The sequence below is a fragment of the Cryobacterium sp. TMT3-29-2 genome (assembly GCF_004564305.1).
GTDB classification, from domain to species: domain Bacteria; phylum Actinomycetota; class Actinomycetes; order Actinomycetales; family Microbacteriaceae; genus Cryobacterium; species Cryobacterium sinapicolor.
In genome coordinates this window covers 32,712-55,843 of the sequence record NZ_SOGK01000091.1, presented here as the reverse complement: position 1 = coordinate 55,843, position 23,132 = coordinate 32,712, and the positions used below count along the sequence as shown (strand labels likewise).

13 protein-coding genes are annotated in these 23,132 nt (G+C 60.4%); 8 read left to right on the top strand and 5 right to left on the bottom strand.

The genetic code is table 11. The features are described from left to right. The first annotated feature begins 682 nt into the window (after nt 1–682). Entirely contained in the window at nt 683–4,501 is a 3,819-nt protein-coding gene (locus tag E3O67_RS10290; protein WP_135102640.1) for a hypothetical protein, read from the top strand. Nucleotides 4,502–4,771: 270 nt separating this feature from the next. Next, nucleotides 4,772–5,227, top strand: a complete 456-nt coding sequence (locus E3O67_RS10285; protein ID WP_135102639.1) for a hypothetical protein — start codon at nt 4,772–4,774, stop codon at nt 5,225–5,227. A 409-nt stretch (nt 5,228–5,636) separates the two neighbouring features. On the opposite strand, the gene E3O67_RS10280 is transcribed toward E3O67_RS10285, so the two are convergent. Then, a complete protein-coding gene (locus E3O67_RS10280; RefSeq protein ID WP_135102638.1) occupies nt 5,637–7,118 on the bottom strand; it encodes a helix-turn-helix domain-containing protein in 1,482 nt (493 codons plus the stop codon). A 246-nt stretch (nt 7,119–7,364) separates the two neighbouring features. Continuing rightward, entirely contained in the window at nt 7,365–7,559 is a 195-nt protein-coding gene (locus E3O67_RS17255; protein ID WP_135102637.1) for a hypothetical protein, read from the bottom strand. A 216-nt stretch (nt 7,560–7,775) separates the two neighbouring features. On the opposite strand from E3O67_RS17255, the gene E3O67_RS16960 reads away from it, so the two are divergent. Further along, nucleotides 7,776–7,931 carry a hypothetical protein gene (locus tag E3O67_RS16960; protein WP_167726577.1) on the top strand — a complete coding sequence of 52 codons (156 nt, stop codon included), beginning with the start codon at nt 7,776–7,778 and terminating at the stop codon, nt 7,929–7,931. A gap of 34 nt (nt 7,932–7,965) precedes the next feature. Here E3O67_RS16960 and E3O67_RS10265 read toward each other — a convergent pair whose 3' ends face one another. After that, complete coding sequence (locus E3O67_RS10265) at nt 7,966–9,219, bottom strand: NYN domain-containing protein (protein ID WP_135102636.1); 1,254 nt, start codon at nt 9,217–9,219, stop codon at nt 7,966–7,968. A 945-nt stretch (nt 9,220–10,164) separates the two neighbouring features. Between E3O67_RS10265 and E3O67_RS10260 the strand changes: the two genes are divergently transcribed. The 3 genes from E3O67_RS10260 (at nt 10,165) to E3O67_RS10250 (ending at nt 16,692) form a co-directional block, all read left to right on the top strand. Beyond that, nucleotides 10,165–11,010 carry a Hachiman antiphage defense system protein HamA gene (locus tag E3O67_RS10260; protein WP_135102635.1) on the top strand — a complete coding sequence of 282 codons (846 nt, stop codon included), beginning with the start codon at nt 10,165–10,167 and terminating at the stop codon, nt 11,008–11,010. Further along, nucleotides 11,000–14,104, top strand: coding sequence for a DEAD/DEAH box helicase (locus tag E3O67_RS10255; protein WP_135102634.1), 3,105 nt, complete (start codon nt 11,000–11,002; stop codon nt 14,102–14,104). Before E3O67_RS10260 ends, E3O67_RS10255 begins: the two co-directional genes overlap by 11 nt. A 1,382-nt stretch (nt 14,105–15,486) precedes the next feature. Beyond that, nucleotides 15,487–16,692 (top strand): Fic family protein, encoded by a 1,206-nt coding sequence (locus tag E3O67_RS10250; RefSeq protein ID WP_135102633.1) that lies wholly within the window; start codon nt 15,487–15,489, stop codon nt 16,690–16,692. A 697-nt stretch (nt 16,693–17,389) separates the two neighbouring features. On the opposite strand, the gene E3O67_RS10245 is transcribed toward E3O67_RS10250, so the two are convergent. Together E3O67_RS10245 and E3O67_RS10240 are read right to left on the bottom strand one after the other, a co-directional pair. Continuing rightward, nucleotides 17,390–19,114: a formate--tetrahydrofolate ligase gene (locus tag E3O67_RS10245; RefSeq protein ID WP_198418975.1), complete on the bottom strand. Its 1,725-nt coding sequence runs from the start codon at nt 19,112–19,114 to the stop codon at nt 17,390–17,392. 141 nt (nt 19,115–19,255) lie between these two features. Next, the gene (locus E3O67_RS10240) at nt 19,256–21,157 is read right to left on the bottom strand and encodes an ABC transporter ATP-binding protein (RefSeq protein ID WP_134433391.1); all 1,902 of its coding nucleotides are present in this window, start codon (nt 21,155–21,157) and stop codon (nt 19,256–19,258) included. A 190-nt stretch (nt 21,158–21,347) separates the two neighbouring features. Between E3O67_RS10240 and E3O67_RS10235 the strand changes: the two genes are divergently transcribed. Together E3O67_RS10235 and E3O67_RS10230 are read left to right on the top strand one after the other, a co-directional pair. Beyond that, a complete protein-coding gene (locus tag E3O67_RS10235; protein ID WP_135102632.1) occupies nt 21,348–22,373 on the top strand; it encodes a hypothetical protein in 1,026 nt (341 codons plus the stop codon). A gap of 43 nt (nt 22,374–22,416) precedes the next feature. After that, on the top strand, nt 22,417–22,992 hold the full coding sequence (locus E3O67_RS10230) for a helix-turn-helix domain-containing protein (RefSeq protein ID WP_198418974.1): 576 nt from the start codon (nt 22,417–22,419) through the stop codon (nt 22,990–22,992). Nucleotides 22,993–23,132 lie beyond the last annotated feature (140 nt).

Below are 23,132 nucleotides of genomic sequence, written 5' to 3'. Positions count from 1 at the left end.
GGCTCCAGCTACCGACTCAAAAACAGCGGCATCGACACTCTTCCCTCGGCACGACCAGAGAACACGGCAGAATAGTTAGACACAACAGTGGACTACTTTTCGCCCGTCGTTATTGGCCTACTTTTCAACCGTCGCTGACACCATCAAGATCAAGAATCGATGACGCTCTCCAGAGGCGACACTCAGCGCGCTGATTGGCTGAGGAATCGGCGGTAGCCGATCAGTTCCCGGTCGACCAGGGAGTGATGATGCCCGCTGGCCGGGGAGTCCACCGGGACTGTCATATGAGGTGTTATCGGCTGTACTCGGCAGAGCGATCAGCGCACGTCGGGTTGTATTTCCTCCTTGAGGCCCTCAGTTGCAGCATCTTGGCGCAGGCGTTTGTGAGCCCATGTTCTGCGCCTTCTAGCCTGCTGTTGCGGTCATTCAAACGAGATCGCCTCGATTCCCGGTCCCCTGGCTGGGCGAAGTATGGGCACACGGGTGTCGGCCGGGCCCAGCGAGACACGCGCGACAGGCAGGACTGTAGAATCACCGGATATACAACATCCTGAACGTGGGGAATCGGGCGTATCCCGGCGCAGCATCTACCTGCGTCCCGGGACAAGTAGCTCTGAGGAGCGAAGGCGGATGGGTTGTACTCGCGAAAATCAGTGCAGGTCGGATGCTAGGGGGCATGCAATTGAGCGGAGAACAGGACGACGTCGGCGCAGAGATGGCGGTGCCGCCCGAGCCGAGCCTGGTAGCCACGCAGGAGATGCAGTGGCGAAAACTTGACGATCTTGCGCCTCATTATGTGCACGATCTCCATGCAGCTTATCTCCGTGCTCTCATTGAAGGGATCGAAGGCTGCGATGCGACAAACATTGGGCTTTCTGGTCCATATGGGGCCGGGAAGAGTAGCATCCTCGCCGGTCTTCGACAGCGGTACGGCAAACAGACCGTCCAAGTCTCTTTAGCTACTGTTCGCTCCGGCGCTGTTTGGGGGTCGACTTCTGCCAACGACTTACAGAAGGAGATCGTCAAACAGATTCTCTACGTCGTTGACCCGGCCAAGACCCCGGCATCGCGCTTCCCGCGAACGAGCCGATTCCGGTGGATGCGCAGCATCGGCTGGTCGCTCCTTGCCGGTCTCACAGGCGCAGGTATCCAGTGGCTCATCACACTCATCGCGGCCTTTGCCCAGGGAACGGTCAACCTCACCTTGCGCCCAGAGGTCTATTTGCCCACCTTCCTCGCAGCGGGGTTGATCGTCTTCATTCTCTTTCGAGTGACGAACGGCAGATTGGTAATTAGCGATCTGACGGCGGGCCCAGCGAAACTGACGCTCTCAGACAAGAGCGGCAGCTATTTTGATGACTATCTGGACGAGATCGTCTACTTCTTCCAGGCGTCCAAGAAACGGATCGTGATCCTCGAGGACATGGACCGATTTAGCAACGTTGAAGTGTTCGAGGACCTTCGGGCGCTCAACGTTCTCCTCAATAATGCCGCACAACTTGAACCAGGCCGGCTTCATCGAGGACGCCTACTCTGGACCAGAATCCGGCGCGGTAATCCGAAGAAGCAAACGCTGGAACTCGAAAACCCTGTTGAGAGTTTCTACCTTGGTCCGATCGTGTTTGTCTATGCGATCCGGGATTCACTGCTCACCACTCGTGTGAAGTCCAGTAATGACGTGCAGCACGACGCATTCACCCGGACAAAGTTCTTCGACCTCATTGTTCCCGTCGTGCCGTTCATCACCGAACAGAACGCGCGAGGCGCGCTCAAGAAGGAGCTTGATCTCCTCTCCGGGGGAAATGACAGCGGCGATGCACTGCGACCATCTGACGCCTTCGTGCGGACAATCGCTCAGTATTTCCCGGACCAAAGGCAGATTCGCAACATTCGCAATGAATTCAGCATGTATCGCGAGCAACTCCTCCGACCCGGCGAGCACCCCGCCGAGCTGACGGCCGATCGGCTTCTGAGCCTCATCCTTTACAAGAACCTCGAAGTGGCCGACTTCGAAAGGATCCGTCTCGGCAGGAGCCAGCTGCATAGCGTGCTTGGGCTCGCCCGGTCCCTTATTGCCGAGAACTTGGAGCGGATCAACACGCGGCTAAGCCACCCTTCAGAAGAATCTCAGCGAGTGCAGGCGAAAGACCTCGCTCGGGAAATCACGGTACGTGCCGCCCCTCTCAACATCCGCTTCCAGACCGTCGCCAGGAACCACTATGGGAATGCGAATTATTCCTCGATGTCGCCAGACGAACTCAGCGACCTCGAGCTTTGGCGCAGTGTCGCAGCCGGCCACAGTCTCACGTACAACGGTGGCAGCACGCTCGACCGGGACGGAATTGAGACAGCTTTCGGCGTGACCCTTTCATTCGCCGACGCGACGGCCGTTCCTATCGATCCGAGCGAACGCGAGCAACTGGAAGCCGATCGGGACTTCCTCGAGCAAGCCACATGGCAGAAGCTTTGGCGAGCTCCGCAATTCACCTTTGAGCCAAGCCCTCCGGTTTGGCTGGAACAATACGGTGACCCAGGTGTCCGGTCGTTCTCTCAGATTGTCGTAGCGGTCATGGGGGAGGGGCTCGCTGCGGACCTCATCGTTGCCGGGCATCTAACACAGCATTTTTCCCTCCTAAGCGCACGCTTTGACGCCGAGTTCCTCGGTCTCGAAGCACAGAACTTTGTGATCGCGGTGACGGAGCAACCTGGCCGTCGCCATCTCGACTTCGTCTCGCACGAATCAGTCGCACAAATCCTCGCGGAGAAGGCGGAGGCGATCTTAGAACGCTCCGGCATGGTTAATATTCACGTGCTTGAGTATCTCCTCACAGAACGCTCGGTAGACGCGTACCGCATCCTTGCGCAGCTCCGCGGCTGGACCGATCGAGATCAAGCGTTCCTGGGCGACTTCTTCCACCGCTATGGAGCGAAGACGCCACTGAAACCGCTGAGCGACATGATTTGCTACCTTGCAGAGCTGACTGCAAACGTGGTCGAGTTTGTTGCAATGGACCTGTCCATTCCCGACGAATCACGTCCGACGCTCTTCGACTCTGCTATCAGTCGCGTCCGAGTCGGGAGTTTAACCTCAGAGGTTTCAACCAACGAGTCCGTCCGGCGGTTTGCTCAGGAGTTTCACGAGCAGCTGGAGTCGATCAGGCGTGACGACAACGCCGCAGCGCGCGCGGCGAACTGCCTCGTTGAACTCGGCACATGTGTGAGCGACGTCAGACCGCTCTCGATGAAAGCACGCGACGTCCTAGTTCCCCATGGGCTTTTCATCATGACTGCCTCAAACCTGCGCGCGCTCGTTGGCGAGGAAGACTACCACTGGGTCTCTCTGGAATACCTCCGCGACCATCCGGTCCTATACCATTCCACGCTCGCTCGCGTCAACGAGTACTTGGACATGGAGGCTGTCGGCGAAGCCGGATCTGATGGCAACGACTCGAGGCCCACCGCTGAGTCTTCCGCTGGGCTCGTGGCCGTCCTTACAAACCTACGCGAGCTGAAGAAGGAGGACGACAACGTTTTCGCGCTCCTGCGTCAGGTGGCTAGACGGGCCAGCTCTTCGATCAACATCGACGACATCGAGGGAATCGAAGGTCTCGTCCAGGAGGCCCTGCTTATAGAGGATAAGGTTCAGCTGACGACAGGCAATCTAAGCGCACGGCTTGTTTCTGCTGGGGATGTGACTTTCGCAATCGCTCGTTCCCTGCATGCTGAGCCTTGCCCGCTGATCACAGACGAGGACTTGTCCGCCTTTGCGACTTCGGTCCTTTCCGCCTCCAGCAACTTCCCGGACCTGCTGACCGCAGATGTCATCAGTCACTTCCTCGCCCATTCCGAGGAACAGGTGGCGCTCAAGCCAAGCGCAATCCTTAGAGCCAGCGATTCTGTCGCCGTTCGAATCGTGGCTGATGGGTGGGGCGATACCGCAGCACTCCGCGAAGCAGCGACGCCTGCTAACGCATGGCCGATCCGGGAGCTCCTCCTTGCCAGGGCGCCTGCTCCATCCCTTGCGGAGGTGGAATCACTCCTGAGCCCCGGGGACACTCCTGCGTTCTTGGCAAGCGCGAGCATTTCCCGAGACACTCGAACCTTAGCGCCAATGCTGCTCGAGACGCTGCTGCTCGGTGCCAACCGGAAAGCGAACGCCGAAGCTGTCGCGCAGTTCCTGGCCCGCGAATCCGTCGCAACTGAGCTCAGGACTGTTCATCAACTCGTGGAATCGGGCGCCCATCCCGATTGCATTCTGACTTTGATTCTCCGGGAGCCTGCGCGCACCGCATTCGCTGGAGAGCCCGCCGCAACGCTGGCGCTGCTCGGCGGCAGTTATGCAGCCATCGTGGACCGTCACGTACCGCAATCTCCTACGTTCCCGGCAGATAACGTGCACGAGTCGTTCATACAGCTCCTCGCGGACCTCAATATCATTCAGAGGCGTCGCCTGGGGCATACCGGACGTGTGCAAGTTCGAAGGTTGTATCCCGACTCGTGAAGAGACCGATCCACGTGGCGGGCGCAATACCGGCCAGGGGTCCGGTGTTCACGCCCGCATCGCCAGCATGCCAATCAGTTGCCCACCGACAGATGCGAGCGATGTCGCTCGCGCCAATCGAACTGAGTTGCCTTCACGCGCCGCCGGGAAGGCGTGGCGCTTCGGGGCGGGTGTGGGCAAAGGATAGTGCCGAAGACACAGGGTGTTTTCGACGCTCTCCGACTAGCGTGCTCAAACTCCCATGACGTTGGCTCCCGGTAGGTTTCAAGCATGATTAAATTGCCCGAAGACGTTAGGCCCCATGTCTTTGCAGATTTCGATGTCACTCCGGACCGAGTTAAGGCTTTCGCAATCGAACTGCCAGATGTGCAGCGTAGAGTTCGCGCTGAGCTACGGCATCGAGTCGCCGACGAATCGATGACAATTGAATTCGCCCTCGTCGGTCTAATGCTTGCCCTTCTCGGGTTTATTGTCGCTCCGGCGAACCCCATCCATTTGGAGGACATGCCGCTGCTGTCCTCGTTCATCTTTGGAGCCATTCTGGCAGTTGTCGGGCTAGTGATCCTCTCTCCATTCGCGTATGGCCTCTATGCACGACACGAGCGGAGGGCAAGGGCAATCGTCTGGCTTGCAGCGTTTGATGATGAGATGTCTCGACGTCAAAACATGCGGAAGCAAGAATCCTGGTTCAGGCGCGGGACTCACAAATACTGCTCACAGGATTGACGTCAAGTCGAAGCCGACTTTCGATACCTGGATCGAGGCGCCAAATTACGAATGCGGGACTGACGATGGTTTTGTTGCCTCCTAGCCTGCAATGGTCTCGTTCGCATGCTCTTTGTCGCCTAAGGATTCCGCGGTGCCGAGTTCAGCGCCGATGTTCAACACCTCATTTTCGCCGTCCAGCTGGGCAAGCAGCACAGCAGCATTCTCCGCGCGGCGTCTCGACGATTTCCAGCGCAATCGACAAATCGACGCCGCCCCCGATGGCCAGATGCCGAACCAGTTCCTTGTGAATGCGCCGACTGGTGCGCTGGTGGGAACGATCCATCTCCGCCTAATCCTCAGACCGCAGCGGGTAACCAACCCGTGGGGCACGTCAACGAGTCAACCAAACCGGCGGCAGTCCCGACGGTTATTCCTCTGGGTCACCGACGAATTCATGCAAACGGCGATTCTCGAATCCGTCCCAGCCGTTGTAAGCAAAAGCCTCTCGCATGGCGGTCGAACTCAACATTCGATAGGCAGATTTCAGATCTTCTTTAGATCCAGAGAAAAGTGCTTCTCTTGCCTCGGCATCGTCAAGAACGGTGAGGAATGCGGGCTCAGCGCGGGGTGAATTGTAGAATGCAAAGTTTGTATACGCACCGAGGCGTTCTCCCGTACCGGTGGAAAGCGCTATGCCCCTGTACACGTCGACTTGCACGAGGAGACTGGTCTGATCTGGCACAACCGTGGCCAGGAGATCCAGAAGTCGGCTTGTGACAGGCTTGGCCTTTTCGATAAGGCCGATTCGAGTTCCATTCTCGTCTTGCAGCAATCCAGATCGGGCCACCATGACCTCGGCTTTCCGACCGATGGTCTTCCAGTATCCATCCCCGTCTGAGATCGGCGCGAGGTGGAAAAGATCGTGGAGGTAGTTCCACTTCCGGTCGGTGACCAGTACCGATCCAATCGCGTACATGTGAACGAGAACTTGCTGGTGCCCCTGCGCGAAGCGACGGGGCACCTCGTAGTAGAACGACTCATCCACAGCGTCATAGATGACACGCAGATCGCTCGAACATGCTTCAAAAAGGCTGCGCTGGTCATACCTCGCGGCAAGGGCTAGAAGGATGTCGAGCCGGTAGAGCTGATCGGATAGTTCAATTGCACCTGCGGAAGCGTCGGCTCCCGGAACCACGGCTGCGCCGATCGCTCCCAACGAGTCCGAAAGAACTTTTCGCCGCAGTAGGTCAAGGCCGACGGTGTCGCCTCTTCGTATCAGCTCGATAACCGCTGACGCAAACGCACCTTCCGGCATCTCTACCGTTACGTTGACGAACCCACCGGGATCGAAGGCCGGCGTCGCAGCCTTGATGGTCTCTAGCACGTCGGACCGCCATTCTTCCTTGCGGGCCGCGACGATGCGTTCGATAATGCCACGGGCTTCGTGTTGATTCCACCGGATAGACGACGTGCCGCGTCTTACGAAAACGTCGGATTCGTGCCATACGGTTTTGTCCTCGTATTGCCCAATTTTTGACATGATCCGCATGCCGTCGCGGTTCGGCCCGACGCCAATCAGGAGGTACGGCTGACCGTCGACATCGTGAAGAGCGCTGGAAAAATCGAGTGGTTCACCAAGATAGGAGACGAACTTCGACCGCACGCGCTGCTCGTCAAAGGACGAGGCGTCGCTGGCGTCAAAGGTGCCGCTCGGTCCGCCAGCGTCATCCGCGCCAATGACGATGTAGCCCCCGCTGACTAGCGACTCCATCGCCGCTAAATCCTTTGCGATCTCCATCACCGATGACTTTGCGGACAAGTCGAAAGAGGATTTATAGTCCAAGTCGTCTGACTCAGCTCCTCGGGCGAGAAGCGATCGAAGCACGTCGAGATCTACAGCCAGAGTCATACCTTGAGGGTATCCACATCAGTGAGCGGTCTGAACCTTCAAGCTCAGCCATCGGATGGACGGTGTCCACAGATCATGCATCGTGAGCTCGGATCCGTCGTGCCGGCCCAGGGAGATACCCCGCCGATTCTGGCGGGTTTCGGACAGACTGTCATAACCGGTCTTATCAGCCGGGCGTCCGGCGACCGGCATTGCAGGCCGGTGGAGTCAATGGAGGCGACAGCAAGCGCAGCAGCTTCCCTCCGGCTAGCGGAAGTCGTAATCCTCGTCCCTGCCGCTCGAATTCCAAATGTCCTCAGCATCTGACTCGCTCAGGTAGTTGCTAAGCGCACTGTCGTCGCCTTCGAGATGGTCCTCACCGATGGTGCAGCGACACTCCATGCCGCCTTCCCCGTGGATCGGATCGTGAACGATTCGATTGTGCTTCGCTCCAGTGGGCATGTGACCCCTCACCTTCAATTGACTGACCAGCGTGGTTGAGCCTATCGCGGGCCTCAAATATCCACGGCCAGGACCTCAATCTGATCCTCTCGTTTATTGCGGCGGCGTGGTTGCGGCGCCGGCAGGAGCTGCTATCGAGGGTGATGGCGGATCGGTGCAGGCGCCGGTCGAGCATCTCGGCGGCGGCGGCGACGGTGGTGTGACGAGGATCTTGGCGTGAATCAAGCGCTCTCTGAAAAGGGGATCAATATCGCCAACGGCCTTTTCTTCAATGGGCGTCGACACCTCGGCATGAACGAACGGGGCTGCCCCGAGTTCAGTTCATTCGAAGCGTTAGCGGCCCACACTTTCCACAGGGAACTTGAGTACTAAATCTTAATCGGCCGTGAGGGTGTACGGGGGAACGTCACACAGCCTCGCTCCAGTAACCTCCACTCACCCACTTCCGCAACTCCTCCAGTTCTTGAGGGCTAAATTCCATGCGAGCGCCACCGCACAAGGACTCGACGTTCCTCGTCCAGCCGAGTGCAAGGTCCTCAGCCGTCGCCGACTCCTTGAGCGCGTTGGCAAAAAGCAGGCCCCCGATGACGAAGTTCACGGCAGACCGAGATACTCCCTGACCGGCCTCCGTGCAAGCGTCCCTCACTTGCTTGGATAACTCGAACCGGCCCTTCGTCCCCTTGCTCAACTCTGTAGCCAGGAAGGTGAAGATCATTTTGAACTGCTCCTTCGACAATCCCGGTATTTCTGTAACTTGAGTCACTTGAGCGATTATTGGCGGCTGGCCTCCTGCGGCCTCGGGCAGATCTTCGTCGGAGAATCGAGCGACGTCCCATGCCCATTCGCCATGTGCATCAAATGATGATCCGACTTCGGGGAATTGCGTTAGCCATGAACGGAACGTCCCGAACCCGTCCCAATCAGCTCCTATTGAATGACCACCTTGTCTTGCTCGATGGGCGAGCAAAGGCACTTTCACGGGACCTTTCGCTGCTTGGAGATAGTCGAGGACTGCCGTTGCTGCAGCCGAGGGCTGTTCGACTATGGCCAAACTCTTGTGGGGAAGCCTCCCAGGACTTTGGAATGGTGCCTCGTCGACGGGCCGAGGCTCGATGACGCGCGACAAGGTCTCGCGTCCGTTGAGGATGGCGATGAAACCGTCCGCGTTGACGATGCTGTCTGCCATATGCCGGTACGCGCTCGCCACCTCGCCCGCGACGATAACGGTCGTCAAACGGTCCGCAGCTCTAAAGCGCGCGATGAGTGACGTGAAGTCAGCGTCTGCGGAAACGATAAAGAATTCATCGACGGGGCCGGACAGGATGTCTACTGCGTCCAGGACGAGATTGATGTCGGCGCTGCTCTTTCCCTGTTGCGTGAGAGAAGGACAGTCGACGACTCGAAAACCAGCTCTAGTCCAAAACGCGCGGTAGTGCGAGTAGACCGACGGATTCATGTAGCAGTTGCGAATTAGGAACCGACGGGTCTCGCCACGAATGCCCGATTGCACGAGGGCTTCCGTCCAGAGTAGAGGAGTCCTGGCGAATGATTCAGCGGCCTCGGGGTCCAATTTGCGTAAACCCGAGTACACATTGTCGAAGTCCACCATGAGCGCGGCCCTTAAGTCGCCTGTACCCTTCCTGGTGCGTGAGTTTGCCATGGTCAGAGTGTGGCAGCGAAGTCGTCGCCGAGCAAATAACGCTTGCGGTCAGCTCTTAAGCACGTTGAGCCTCACGAGTTTCGGGCACCCGGTGCAGTGATGCCCGTCCGCCGTGCCGCGAGCTAGGCTTCATGCGGCGCGTCGTATCGCGGGCTTCCTTCTCCTCTTCGGTCTGATTGGTCATCCCTCTCGATGTCGGGGCAGTTGTCGACTGTCAGTCTGTCGAGGCTCTGGCCGCCCTCTGAAACACGATGGTAACCGGCTATGGTCCGGATCGGGAACCTACCTCGGCACGCTCCAGGGGACCCACGGCTTCGATTCGTGAAGTCAGTACGCCGGGACGATCGGTGGTGATCGAGTTGTCTATCGTGCGGTCGACTCTGCTCTCATCTCCAGTCAAACTGCCGTGGCGGGTGGGACCTGCTGTCTTCTTCGAAGTGTCCATGCTTGAGTTGGCCGTCATGAACAACCCCGTCGAGGTCATCGATGAGGGGGTGACACGCCCAGAAGTCGACCCCGCCTCGAACAGCTAATCCGCACGGTTCTGAGAAACGCCACCACTCAACGCGTCGTGACCGAGGTGTTCCCGCGTCGCCCGGCTTCATGACCTGCAGTATCCAATCGGAGATGTCACGTTGGCTGGTCGAGTGCCCACATACCGCAAAGACTCGCGGTCTCGAGCTGGAAGGCCACAGACCTGTCAGAGGATTGGCCGGAGACATCTCCTCCTGTAAATCCGGCACTCCCTGTGTGCGGATAGGCCCGGTGATGCTAAACATCGAGAGCCTCGAACTCGTGGCGTCAGTGGAATGGAGCGGAGGCAGCATTGCGACGGATATATTGAGGGCATGACCGCGATTTATTCAGCAACTCATCAGGTAATTAGCTATAGATGGAGCATCGCTTTTGTGTCCTGACACGGTTGCGCTCAGATCAACCTCGGTTGTGCGCAAAAACGCCCTTGCCTCCTTGGTCCCACCAAGGCCCGCTTACCTGAAGAGCCTTGTCAAACAAGTACCAGGACTGGTCAATGACGATGGCCACGTGATCGACATATGGACCTTGTGTTTGCCCGACGATGCCACGGTGCTGAGCGACTGGGCTGCACAGTTCAGGCAAAACTACTGCCTCGACGACGAGATCGACGAGTTGAGAGATGGCACTGGCCTATCACGGCGCGACTATCTCTTAGAGATGGTGTTTCCTGCAGCAAGCGGTGGCACAGGCCCAGCTACGCGCTCCGGTGACTTCGCCGAGTTGCTTGTATCGGACTACGTAGAGCACGTCCTGGGATTCTGGGTTCCGCGTCTGAAATATGCCGACAAGACGAATCCGAGCGAGTCGATGAAGGGAGTTGATGTCGTCGGGTTCCTTCAGCTCGATACGGCTCGCTCTCAGCCCGACGACCAGCTGCTCGCTTTTGAAGTCAAGGCTCGCCTGTCCTCAACAGGGAAAGGCGACCGGTTGCAGGATGCAATCAAGGATTCAGGCATCGATTTCCTGCGGCTCGGTTATACGCTCAACAAAGCTAAGCGGCTTCTTCGCGGCCGTGGAGATCGGCACGGTGTCAAAGGCGTGGCGCGGTTTCAGAACAAGGCTGATCGGCCATTCGAGCTACTTTTTGGGGCCGGAGCGGTTCTCAACGATGCGATCTTCGACACGGATGTGGTCCAAGCTTCGACGACTGATGACCATCCGCATCGAGACGACCTTCAACTAATGGTGGTCCGCGGGGCAGACCTCATGAATGTGGCCCACGCAATGTACCTAAGGGCAGCTGATGAAGCCTGAGGCGGACAGTCTGCGCCTATTTGGCGTTACCCGTTCCAAGGGGAAAATGATCGAACTCGGTCTCCCCCTTGAGCAACAGAAGCTCAGATTGCGTGCGAATGACGAACCGGAGTCTTTGCTCCTGCTGGCCATTGCCACGCTCGGGGATACGGCGTCGCAATTGAACGACGATGACGTGCCGTCGCAGAGCGAATATGAGGATCTCGACTTCGCTGCGAGTTACTTCGACGCACTCCTAGGCTCCCACCTGGCCGAAGAGTCGTCGGGCGACATCGCCATACTCGCGTCTGCCGCCTACTATTTGGCCGGTCGGCCAGGGAGTAGCCGGGTACTGTCTGACCGACTCTTCTCGCGCCCGGCGGAATCTCCAATCGAGAGCCTGCTCCGCTGGATTCTTCACGGCAGCTTTCAACCCTTCGAATGTGTGGCTGGTGCAAACCTGCAGTCTGCGGTCCACGTCGCCGAATCCACTGCGGCGCATTTCTTACTCGGCTTGGATTCCTCCCTGGCTTTGGAGGGAGCGAAACGTCTTCGTTCAATCGCGTATTCGAGCCCCTCGGCACGCGATCTCCTTCTTGCAGATCTCGTGCTGGCGGTGCTGCGACGAAAGCTTCAGGTATCTTCAGCGGTTACTCTGCCGGAGTTCAGTGGTCTCCCGGTCGCATTGTGGCGGGACTCAATTCGTGCTTCCCGCTTCCCGAAGGAGCTGTGGCCAGCGCAGTTGGCAATTGGGCGAGGTGGATTTTTTGCGGGCTCCTCAGGGATTATCCAGATGCCAACGAGTTCTGGAAAGACACGCTCGATGGAAATGATCTTGCGGGCCGGCTTCCTATCCAAAAGAGTGAAATTGGCGGTGATTGTCGCGCCGTTTCGGGCGCTAAGTCACGAGATCGCTTCTTCCCTTCAACTTGCATTTTCTGGAGAAGGTGTGCGGATCAACGAGCTCTCCGATGCGCTACAGCTTGACTTCGCAGCGGACTTTGCGGCGTTGCTGGGTGAAGAGACTCAAGTCGGCATTCTCGTTCTGACGCCTGAAAAACTCCAGTTTGTATTGCGTCAGGAATCACAACTGGTCCGTCAGTTCGATCTCGTTATATACGACGAGGCTCACCAGTTCGACTCGGGCGCACGGGGCGTGACCTACGAATTGCTGGTCGCTGAACTACGAGCGGGGCTATCTGAGCGATCGCAGGTTGTTGCCATATCTGCGGTCATCCGAAATGCAGATGACTTGCGAGCCTGGATGCTTGGCGATGACGGAGTAGTGGTCGACGGAAGCGGTCTATCTCCGACGGCGAGGGCGGTTGCTTTTGCGACATGGATTGAACAGCGAGGCCAGCTTCAGTTCTTTGAGACAGATAACTACGAATATCCCGATTATTTCGTCCCTCGCTCCATCGAGAGTCAATCCTTGGTGAGCCGCGGGCGAGAGACGGCCACTCGAGTATTTCCGGATAAAGACGACAAAAAAGTGGCCACCGATGTGTCTCTGTATCTGGGGCTCCGCCTGGCCCCTAAGGGTGCAGTGGCCATATTCGCCGGAACCAAGGCCACGGCGAGTAAGATCGCGTCCCGCGCTGTAGACATTTTTGAACGGGAAGTCTTGCTTACCCGTCCGGCAGAAATATCCGATCCGAAGGAGCTGTCGGGCCTCGCCGATTTGGTCCGCATGCATTTTGGAGCCTTCAGCGACCAATGGCACGCGGCAAAGCTCGGCATTTTTGTCCACAGCGCAGACACGCCAAATGGGCTCAGGCTCACAATCGAGCATGCTATGCAGAAGGAACTGATCCAATTCGTGATCTGTACGTCGACTCTCGCTCAGGGAGTCAACCTCCCCATCCGGTACCTCATCGTCTCCGGCACGCGGCAAGGTACCGAGAGTATTAGTGTGCGGGACTTCCAGAACCTCCTCGGGCGCGCTGGCCGGGCAGGGATGCACACTGAGGGTCTCGTTGTTTTCGCCGATCCCCGCACGTACGATCACCGAAAGCGCCGAGTTGGTACGAGGGAGTTTGAGAAATCCACTCGACTTCTCGATCCAAAAAACTCGGAAGAAACCACAAGCTCAATTCTTAGCGTGCTACTCCCGTTCAATTTGCCCAACGGAGGCGCAGCTCTGTCGCCGTCAGAAATCGTGGAGTGTCTTTTCGATGCTGAAATTGGCTTGGAAGGCACGGCGAAAGCGATTGCTGAGTTCACCAAGGAGTTGAAGCGTCGGCGGGACTCCCTGGCGGCTCTCGAGAGTTACCTAATGGCGAACAGCGAGATGGAATCTCTAGAAGACTTCAAATCCCGCGCGGTCTCCTTGTGCGAGCAGACATTTGCTTTCGCGCTTGCGTCTGAGGTCGAACGGAGCGCGCTCAGAGTCTTGTTCGCCCGACTGACAGAGACCATTTGCGACTTGGTCAGTGAGCCTGAGCGTCAGGCGGCCTTTGGCCGCACATTATTGAGCGCCAAGAAGGCCCGTCTCGTTTTCGATTGGGTCAACGGTCATCGAGATGCGCTGCTTGAGGCAAGCACCAATGAGGAACTGCTCTCGGTCCTCTGGCCGCTCCTGGAACAGACGTTTGAAGGCCGAGTATCCGTTTTCATGGAACCCGCTGGTTCAACTTTCGCCCTTGCGAGTTCCTGGATTCATGGATCAAGCTACGAGCGACTGTTCGAGATGGCCTCAGCCAACGGCTACACCAAGCCGTACGGCGCAGTCCGGAGGAAACTCACCGAAGAGGATCTAGTAAAATTCCTACACTCAACGCTTGCATTCGATTCGGCGCTTATCGTGTCAGCGGTTTGCCAATTCCTCGGACACGAAGCGGGCGGCGATCAGACTCCGCTCGGTATCTTCTTGAAGACGCTTAAGTATGGAGTTCCGGACTCGTTGTCGATATCTGCATATGAGGCAGGATTCGCCGATAGAGCTGTGGCACTCTTGCTCCGAGAACAGTTGCGGGAAGTCGGGTTCAAAGGGGACAGTTTTCGAGAGGCCCTTCCGATGTATACCGACAGGGTGACTGAGGTCCTCAATCCCCTACCCAGTTATTTCCTTGAGGTTTTGCAGGGACTCCACTCCGACGCCAGCGGACCCACCTAGCAAGCATGCGGTGGATAGTTTGGAGGGGCTCGTTGTCTCGCTCAAAGCGGTTCACCCGGCCATCATTTACTCATCAAATTCATCTCTATTTGACCCAAAACGATGGGCTACAATTGGAGACAGTGAACCGCCCGGTTCCCTGTAAACACAAGGGAATCCGAGGGTTTTCGGAGACATTCGGCAACCACTAAATTAAGGTCAGAACCTTCAAGGGGTCGCAGGTTCAAATCCTGTCAGCCCGACCAAATGGGCCGTTCGCGAAACTCTGCACGAAACGGTCCGGTCGAAACAAAAAGAAATCGCTCCTGAGGCTTCTCAGGAGCGATTTCTGGTTTAAGGGCTTCTCGCGTCCGATTCTGGTCGCGACTCTTGAGCTGTGTGCGGGATCTCGGTTGTTCAGGGTGTCTTCGGGCGTTTTTTTTGCGCGCGTCGGATTGTCTCGAATGCTGGGTGTTCGCCCTCTCGGGCAGTGTGGGTGGCCGCCTGGGTGGCTATCTCCTCAGGGGTGGCCCGCCGGTCCCGTCGACTGAGCCTGGTGGTTTCGTTTTGTCTGGGCGGAGAACTCCGGGCGGGTAGGTGTCCGTGTAGGGGTTGTGCCATTCGCGATCTCGGCGTCGCACCAGAGCGATCGCGGGTTCGCCACGGGACTCGCTCTTCGCGTCGGCTTTGATCTTGTCGCTGATGAACGCTGCGATCTTGCGGAGGTTGAAGTTTGTCAGCAGCATCGTCACGATGATCTGGGCAGCTCCGAGTCCGCGCACCCGGCGTCGTCCCGCAGTTTCGATGTCTTCGGTTCCGCGGGCTTTGACTTGGGCGTTGAGGGATTCAATGGAGTTGCGGGCGGCGGTGCCAGAAGGGTGGCACGACGGATGCCGGGAGCCCGTAGGTCCGTCGTATCCAGTTCACCCACCGGTTGAGTTCGATCCACTCTGTTTCGGCGTCGTCTGCGTTGAGGAGATTCCAATTGATCGGATGCGGCGGCTCAGCCGAGAGCGGCCCCTCGAGTTAGTCTTCGCCGAATGTGGCACTCTGGTCGCCGGCCGCCCAGTCGACCAGGGATTCTGCCATCGTTGGCTTCACATTCCGAGCACAGCAGAGCCGGCGCGAGCGTGCTCCGCCTCGAGCAAAACTGCCTTCTGGGCGGCTAGAGCATCTCGTTCGGTGCCTGCAACTGAGCGGCGGGTTCGGTCGACGTCGTAGTTGGTGCGTGCGAGGTCGTGGAAGCTTGACGCGAGAACGGTGAAGCGGCCGCGGGCTGCGCGCGACACACCTGCTCGGAAGTACCCCTCCGCCAGGCGCTGAAGGAGGTAATCACCACTGTTCGTGCGCTAATTCGTGTTAAGCAGTAACAAAGACCATCAAGGCGCGATAAAGTTGTGGTTATGAACGCTGCGATCACCAACACCGTTTGGCCTCCACACGGGGTTGAGACTCTGCCCTGGCGTCAGCAGGTACGTGGCGGCACGCGTGAAGACCGAGTGCTGAGTTCCGTCGACGCGACAATCCCGCCACTGATCGAGACGCTCGACTACATGCCGCCTCTGGCAGTGTTGCTGCAAACCGAGAAAGCCCTCCTTGCCGTCGCGCAGGCTGACACTGACGCGGAAGGCCATTCCGCGGCACTGAGCCGTTTCATGGTGCGTTCGGAATCTGTGGCCTCCTCGAAGATCGAGCGCATCTCTGCATCGGCGCTGGACTACGCCCAAGCGGTTGCAGGCAACCGGGGCAATGCCTCTGCGATGAGCATGGTCGCCGCCTCGGCTGCGCTTCATGAACTCATCACCACCGTTGAGCAGCACGGCCATTTCGAGCTGGAGAACATTACGAGCGCACACCGCGCACTGATGGCGGATGACCCCGCCGAGGGTAGCTACGCAGGTCATCTGCGGGACATGCAGAACTGGATCGGCGGAAGCGATTACTCACCCCGGGATGCCCTCCACGTGCCGCCGGCGCCTGCGCGAGTTGCTGAGCTGATGACTGACCTGGTGGCGTACCTCAACCGCGACGACGTTCCAGTGATGGTGCAGGCCGCGATCGGCCACGCCCAGTTCGAGTCCATCCACGCCTTCACCGACGGCAACGGTCGCATCGGACGTGCGCTGGTATCCGCTGTGCTGCGTCGCCGCGGCGTCACCCGTAACGCCGTTGTGCCTCTGGCCAGTGGTCTTCTCGCCCGCCGCGACGACTATTTCGCATCGCTCGGCGCCTACCGCCGCGGCGACCCCGCGCTGCTAATTGGCTTGTTCGCGCACTCAGCGCGTGCTGCCGCCGACTGCTCTCGCGGCACCATCGCTCGTCTGAAGGCGATGCCCGATGCTTGGGCAGCAGAGCTGCGCCCTCGCGCCGGATCCGCGGCCGCCGCACTGATTCAGGCGTTCTATGACCACCCAGTGATGAGTGCAGCCGAGATCGAGGCACGGTCCGGCTCCGTTGCTTCCCAGGCGTACCGGGCGATCGACCAGCTCACTCGAGCCGGGTACATCCAGGAAATCACCGGTCGCAAAAGGAACCGCGTGTGGGCTGCGTCAGAGGCGCTGGCCGAACTGGATGATCTTGACCGACGCATCCAGGCCGCGATGGAGTGAAAATGAGCTTCGAGAACACGGGGCCGACGGGGGAATCGCGCGGCTGAGCGTCGCGCTGAACGCCTAAGAAGGTGGCCGGCGCGTGGCTGGCCGGGAGCGGCCGGGCCGACATGAGCATCACAACGAGGGCTGGCTCAGGTGGTCGGACAGGCCGGCCGGACCAACCGAACAGAAGCGCGGGTTGCATGGCGTCGGCGTTCGACGTCGACCAGCTCGGTCACGCCAAGCGATGCGTGGCTCAGCATTCTGGTGACTCACGGGGCGCCGACCAGCGAGCGCCTGATCGGAAGCGACGCTTTTGGAGCTATTCACCGACGACGAGGAATCGCAGGCTGCTGCCAGATGGAGCGATAGCTCCAGCTGCTGCCGCAGTCCAAGCGGCGGCTGACGCTCAGGCGGCGGACGATGCGCGCGTTGCGGCAGAGGAGCGAGCTGCCTCTGCCCCGCTCCGGTGAGCCCCCGCCGTCCTCGGGGAGCGCCGATAAGTACACGGGGTGTCGAGCCAATGGTCCTAACGGCACGTCAATCGACGACAAGGGGTGCCGGTACACCAAGATTCCGTGTTAGGCGCTGCGGCATTCCGGCAGACGGCGTCAGAGATGATGGTCTTGTGAGCAACGGCGGCGTGACAGCCTTCGAGTTCGTGAGCGGGGAAGGCTTCATCGAGAAGCCCGCCGTGCCTGGCCGGGTCCGCCGATCAGGACAACCCGACGATCTCGCCGTTGTCGTCGATGTCGATGCGTTCGGCTGCCGGTGTGGACGAGAGACCAGGCATGGTGCGCATGTCGCCGCAGATGGGATAGATGAACCCGGCCCCGATCGACGCACGCACCTCACGCACCGGCAGTCGCCACCCGGTGGGTGCTCCCTTGATTTTGGGGTCGGCCGACAGGGACAGGTGTGTCTTGGCGATGCACACCGGCAGGCTGCCGAAGCCTGCCCGCTCGTACTTGTCGAGTTGCCGAGCTGCCAGAGGCGAGAGGTCCAAGCCGTCGGCGCCGTACATCTCGCGCGCGATCACATCAATCTTGTCGACCAAGGGAAGTTCGTCGGGATAGAGCCGGTGGAAGCTTGACGGTTCAGCGCAGGCCTCCGCAACCGCCTCGGCCAGCTCGACCGCACCCCTGCCGCCTTCGGTGAAGTGGTAGCTGATCGCCGCGCGCACACCTTCCTCTGCCGCGACGTCCATGATCGCTTGATGCTCACTGTCGTAGTCGGTGGGAAATGCGTTCACCGCAATGACCGGCGTCACTCCGTGCCGTCGAATGTTGGCGATCTGCCGGCGCAGGTTCGCTGCCCCGGCGATGACGTCGTCGGGATTCTCGGCGAGCATCTCCGGTGGCAGCGGTAGGCCGGCGACGACCCGGTACTTGTTTGAGTGAGTTTTCAGGTCACGCACGGTCGCGACGATGACGGCGGCATCCGGCGCCAGCCCGGAGGCACGGCACTTGATATTAAAGAACTTTTCCGCGCCGATGTCTGCACCGAACCCCGCCTCGGTGATGAGGTAGTCGCCGGCATGGATGCCGATCAGGTCGGCGAGCACCGAGGAGTTACCGGTGGCGATGTTCCCGAACGGACCACTGTGGACGAGCACTGGCGTCTGCTCCACGGTCTGCATCAGGTTCGGCTTGATGGCGTCCGTGAGTATCGCGGTCATGGCGCCGGCCGCCTTGAGCATCTCGGCGGTCACCGGTTCGCCGCCGCGGTTGTAGCCGACGACGATTCCTCCCATCCGTTCACGGAGATCCCGCAACGACGTGCACAGCGACAACAACGCCATCACCTCGCTGGCTGCGGAGATGTCGAAACCGGATTGGAACGGGTTGCCGTCGTCAGGACCGCCGAGCCCGGTGATGATGGTGCGCAGCTCGCGATCGTTGACGTCGAGGACACGTCGCCAGGTGATCTCATGGGGGTCGAACCCGAGACGGTTTCCCTTGTGGATGTGGTTGCCGATCATCGCCGACAGTAGATTATGGGCCGCGGTAACAGCGTGGGTGTCGCCGGTCAGGTGCAGGTTCAGTGCCTCCATTGGGACCACCTGAGCGTAGCCGCCACCAGCGGCTCCGCCCTTGATGCCGAACGTGGGCCCCATCGACGGCTGCCGTATCGCGACGATCCCGAGCTTGTCGATGTGCCGGAAGCCCTGACCGAGCCCGACCGCGGTGGTCGTCTTGCCCGACCCGAGTGGAGTCGGCGTGATTGCGGTGACGACGACATACTTGGCCCGTGGACGGTCACGGAGCTCATCGATCGCATCGAGGGAGATCTTCGACGCCGCACTTCCGTACGGTTCCAGCAGGTGTGGACCGATGCCCATGTCGGCTGCAACCTCTTCAAGCGGGCGACGGGCCGCAGCGCGCGAGATAGCGAGATCTGACGGCATGGCCGTGGTGATTGATCGAGATGGCTTGACCATGGTGCCTCCTCAGCGCCTCAGCGCCTCTGGGGCCTGGTGACCCAAGCGTACTGTCAGGCCAGTCGTCATCAGTTCCCATTAAACGAAACGTGATGAGGCGACTGTCCGAGGCGCTCGGGGGAGGGGCACCGAGCTCAGCGACTAGGTCCGGCTCAGCGCTTCCTCATCGGCCGCAACATCCTTCTGCAGTGCGAACTGGGTCCGGTGCAATTCTTCGTACCGCCCACCCACAGCCAGCAGTTCCTCGTGCGTGCCGCGCTCCACGATCGAGCCGTCCTCAACCACGAGGATCAGGTCCGCGTTGCGGATGGTGGAGAGGCGGTGTGCGATCACCATCGCCGTCCGTCCCTTGAGCGCCTCGCTGAGCGCCGCCTGCACGGCGGCCTCAGACGTCGAATCCAGCGCCGCCGTCGCCTCGTCGAGGATGACGACGCGCGGCTGGGCGAGGAGGAGCCTCGCGATGGTCATCCGCTGGCGCTCACCCCCGGACAGCCGGTAGCCACGCTCTCCCACCATGGTGTCCAGCTGGTCCGGCAGGGACCGGATGAGCGGCTCGAGCCGCGCGCGGCGGACGGCGTCCCACACCTCGTCGTCGGACGCCTCCGGCCTCGCGAGGCGCAGATTGGAGAGGATGGTCTCGTGGAACAGGTGGCCGTCCTGCGTCACCATGCCCAGGCTGTGCCGCATGGAGACGAAAGTGACATCGCGGACATCCGTCCCCGCGAGGCGCACGGCGCCGCTGTCGACGTCATACAGGCGCGAGAGGAGCTGCGCAATTGTGGACTTGCCGGCACCGGACGTACCAACGAGGGCAACGGTCTGCCCCGGCTCGATCCTGAAGGACACGCCGTGCAGCACCTCCTCGCCGCCGCGGGTGTCCAGCGTGGAAACCTCCTCGAGAGAGGCGAGGGAGACTTTGTCCGCGGACGGGTAGGCGAAGCGGACGTTGTCGAACTCGACGGCCACTGGGCCTTCGGGGACGGCGACGGCGTCGGGCTTCTCTTTGATGAGCGGGTCGAGGTCCAGCACCTCGAAGACGCGCTCGAAGCTGACCACCGCGCTCATGATCTCTACCCGTGCGTTTGCGAGGCTGGTGAGCGGCGCGTAGAGGCGGGTGAGGAGGAGCGCCAGGGTGACCACGTCTCCGGTGTTCAGCTGGCCGTCGAGGGCGAGGGAGCCGCCGAGCCCATACACGAGCGCGAGGGCGAGAGCGGAGACGAGCATCAGTGCGGTGAAGAAGACGAACTGCAGCATCGCGGTCCGGACCCCGATGTCGCGGACGCGGGCGGCGCGGACGCGGAACTCCTCGGCCTCCTCGTCGGGCCGGCCGAACAGCTTGACGAGGGTGGCACCGGGCGCTGAGAAGCGCTCGGTCATCTGCGTGCTCATGGCGGAATTGTGATCGGCGGCCTCGCGGCGCAGCGCGGCGAGGCGGCTGCCCATGCGGCGCGCGGGTACCAGGAAGATGGGGAGCATGATCATGGCGAGAACCGTCACGAGCCAGGACGTGCTGAGCATGACGATCAGGGTGAGGGTCAGCGCCACGAGGTTCGTGACCACGCCGGACAGCGTACCGCTGAAGGCCTGCTGGGCGCCGATCACATCGTTGTTGAGGCGGCTCACGAGGGCGCCCGTCCGCGTGCGGGTGAAGAACGCGATCGGCATCTTCTGCACGTGGTTGAAGACGGAGGTGCGGAGGTCCAGGATCACGCCTTCGCCGATCCGCGCCGAGTACCAGCGCGTCACGAGTGACACGGCGGCGTCGGCCACGGCCACGAGGGCGATGACGACGGCGATCCAAACGATCGTGGTGACCTCGCCCTGGGCGACGATGACGTCGACCACCTGGCCGGCGAGTACCGGCGTCGCGACCGCGAGGAAAGCTCCCACGATGGAGAGGGCGATGAAGATCAGCAGCTTGGACCGGTAGGGCACCGCGAACGTCATGATCCGCCGCACGGACTCACGGGAGATGCCGTGCTTGCCGTCCCTGGCGGTAGAGATCTTGTACAGCGAGCTCCAGGCCGCGCCTTCCATGCTCATTGAGGGTCCTTCCGTGGGCAAACGACCAGTTTAGATGGCGAGTTGCCCGAGCTTTGCGACGCGGCTGCCGAGGTGACGCGCGGTGGCGCGTCCGTTGTGTTGCTCGCGACTCTATAACCTGTAGTGATTCCGGGGGCTATAAGTTATAGTCGTGTATTGAACTTCACCTTATAGGAAGCCGACCAGAGCCATGAGAGCAGTGACTGCCTCGGAGGGCCTCAACCTCCTCACCGCGCTGGGCGTGAACGTCCTGGTCTTGGACGCGGACACCGTGACCCTCACTCTGTCCGGCAGCCGCATCATTGCCCGCGTGCACGTGCGCCGTTCACCCCCCTCTCGCTGGGACATCCAACGCGATGTTGAATCCGGCCGTTCACGGGGCCCTGCCCCCGACATCTTTCTCTACGTGGTCCCGAAAGCGAGTGTAGGACTGGCCGAGGCCGCCCTAGCTGACTCAGGGATTGCGGTCGTGTCGCTGGAGGATGGGGTCGTCATTCTTGTGGGCAAGAGGGAAGACGACACGCTGCGCGGGGCGCTCTCCTCCGACCGCGGACCTGGGACAGGACGGGGGCGTGTCGCGTGGGGTCGATTCGCCCTGCTCCGGGTGCTCCTCCGCACGTCACGACCGAGAACTCAGATGGACCTCGCCGCAGAGTGCGGCGTGTCCCAGGTGACCGTTTCCAACGGTCTCCGCGCACTCGATACTGCTGTGGTTCGCGACGAGGGCGGCTGGCGGGCAGCGCGGCCGGAGACCCTGTGGGACCGATTCCTGGCGGAGTATCCGGGGCCGCAGGGCATTTCCAGTTACTGGTTGAGTCTGGACGCCATCGTGCGTCAGGCGCAGACGCTTCGGGATGCTGCCGCCAAGCTGGACGTCATCGTGTCGGGGGACCCGGCCGCTGATCTGGTCGCCCCGTGGCGGGTGGCCCGCCGTGCGGTTGTTTACGCACGGACAGGTCTGGATCTGGCTCGACTCGGCTTCTCCGAGACCACGCCGGAGAGCGCCACCCTCGAATACGTCGTTCCGGCGGACCCCACGATCTGGTCGACCGCCAGGGCGTGGACGTCAATGGTGTCCGGCTGGACGGCCGACCCGGTTCTCGTGGCGTGGGACGTCCAGCGGACTGGGGGGCCCGACGCGGCTGACGCGGTCGAGAGAATCCGGCGAACGGTTCTGGACGGCTTTCAGGCACGGGTTGCATCGAGCACGCGCTAAAATATGATGTACGAGTCATATTGGATATAAGACGGAAACGATTGTGGCAGCCTCATCTACTCTCGTCCGCGCCGCTCGCCGGAGCAAACACCTCACTCAGGCGAGACTCGCAGAGCTAACCGGCATTGACCAGGCCAGCGTCTCCCATCATGAGCGTGGACGGGATGCGGCCTACAGTACGGTCGATCGGCTGCTCGCCGGCGCCGGACACCGCCTGTATGCCGCTCCCACGCGTCGTGATGACGCTGCCAGCGCGGCAGAGGCGATCAGAGAGTATCTTCGAGCGAAGGATGCAGACCGCGCGCTCCGGGCTTTGCTTCAGTTGAACGATAATCTCACCGCCGAACACGGACTCGTTCGAGGAATCCTTGGGCTGACGGAGCCGGAACCCACCGGCGATCTTATGTGGGATGCCGCCATCGCGGCTCTCGTGGCATGGCGGCTCAATCAAGAGAACATCCCGCTGCCTGGATGGGTCAACAACCCCGAGCGCGCACTGACTGAACCAATTGTGTTCCGGGTCGACCCGGCCGACCCCGCGCCCGAACGTGATGACGTGCCGAACGAGTTCGCCGAACGCGGCGTTCTTGCCTGGGCAGATACCTTCGCGAGCGTCTGATGTTCGGCACCGCGCTGGACCGCAACGCGATCATCATCGGCCTCCGTGATCTCGTCGCCGAGCTTCGTAATTCGGGTGAGGTGGCCGGCATCCGGCTCGTGGGCGGTGCGGGCACTCGCCCTGTGCTACTTCGATCGGGG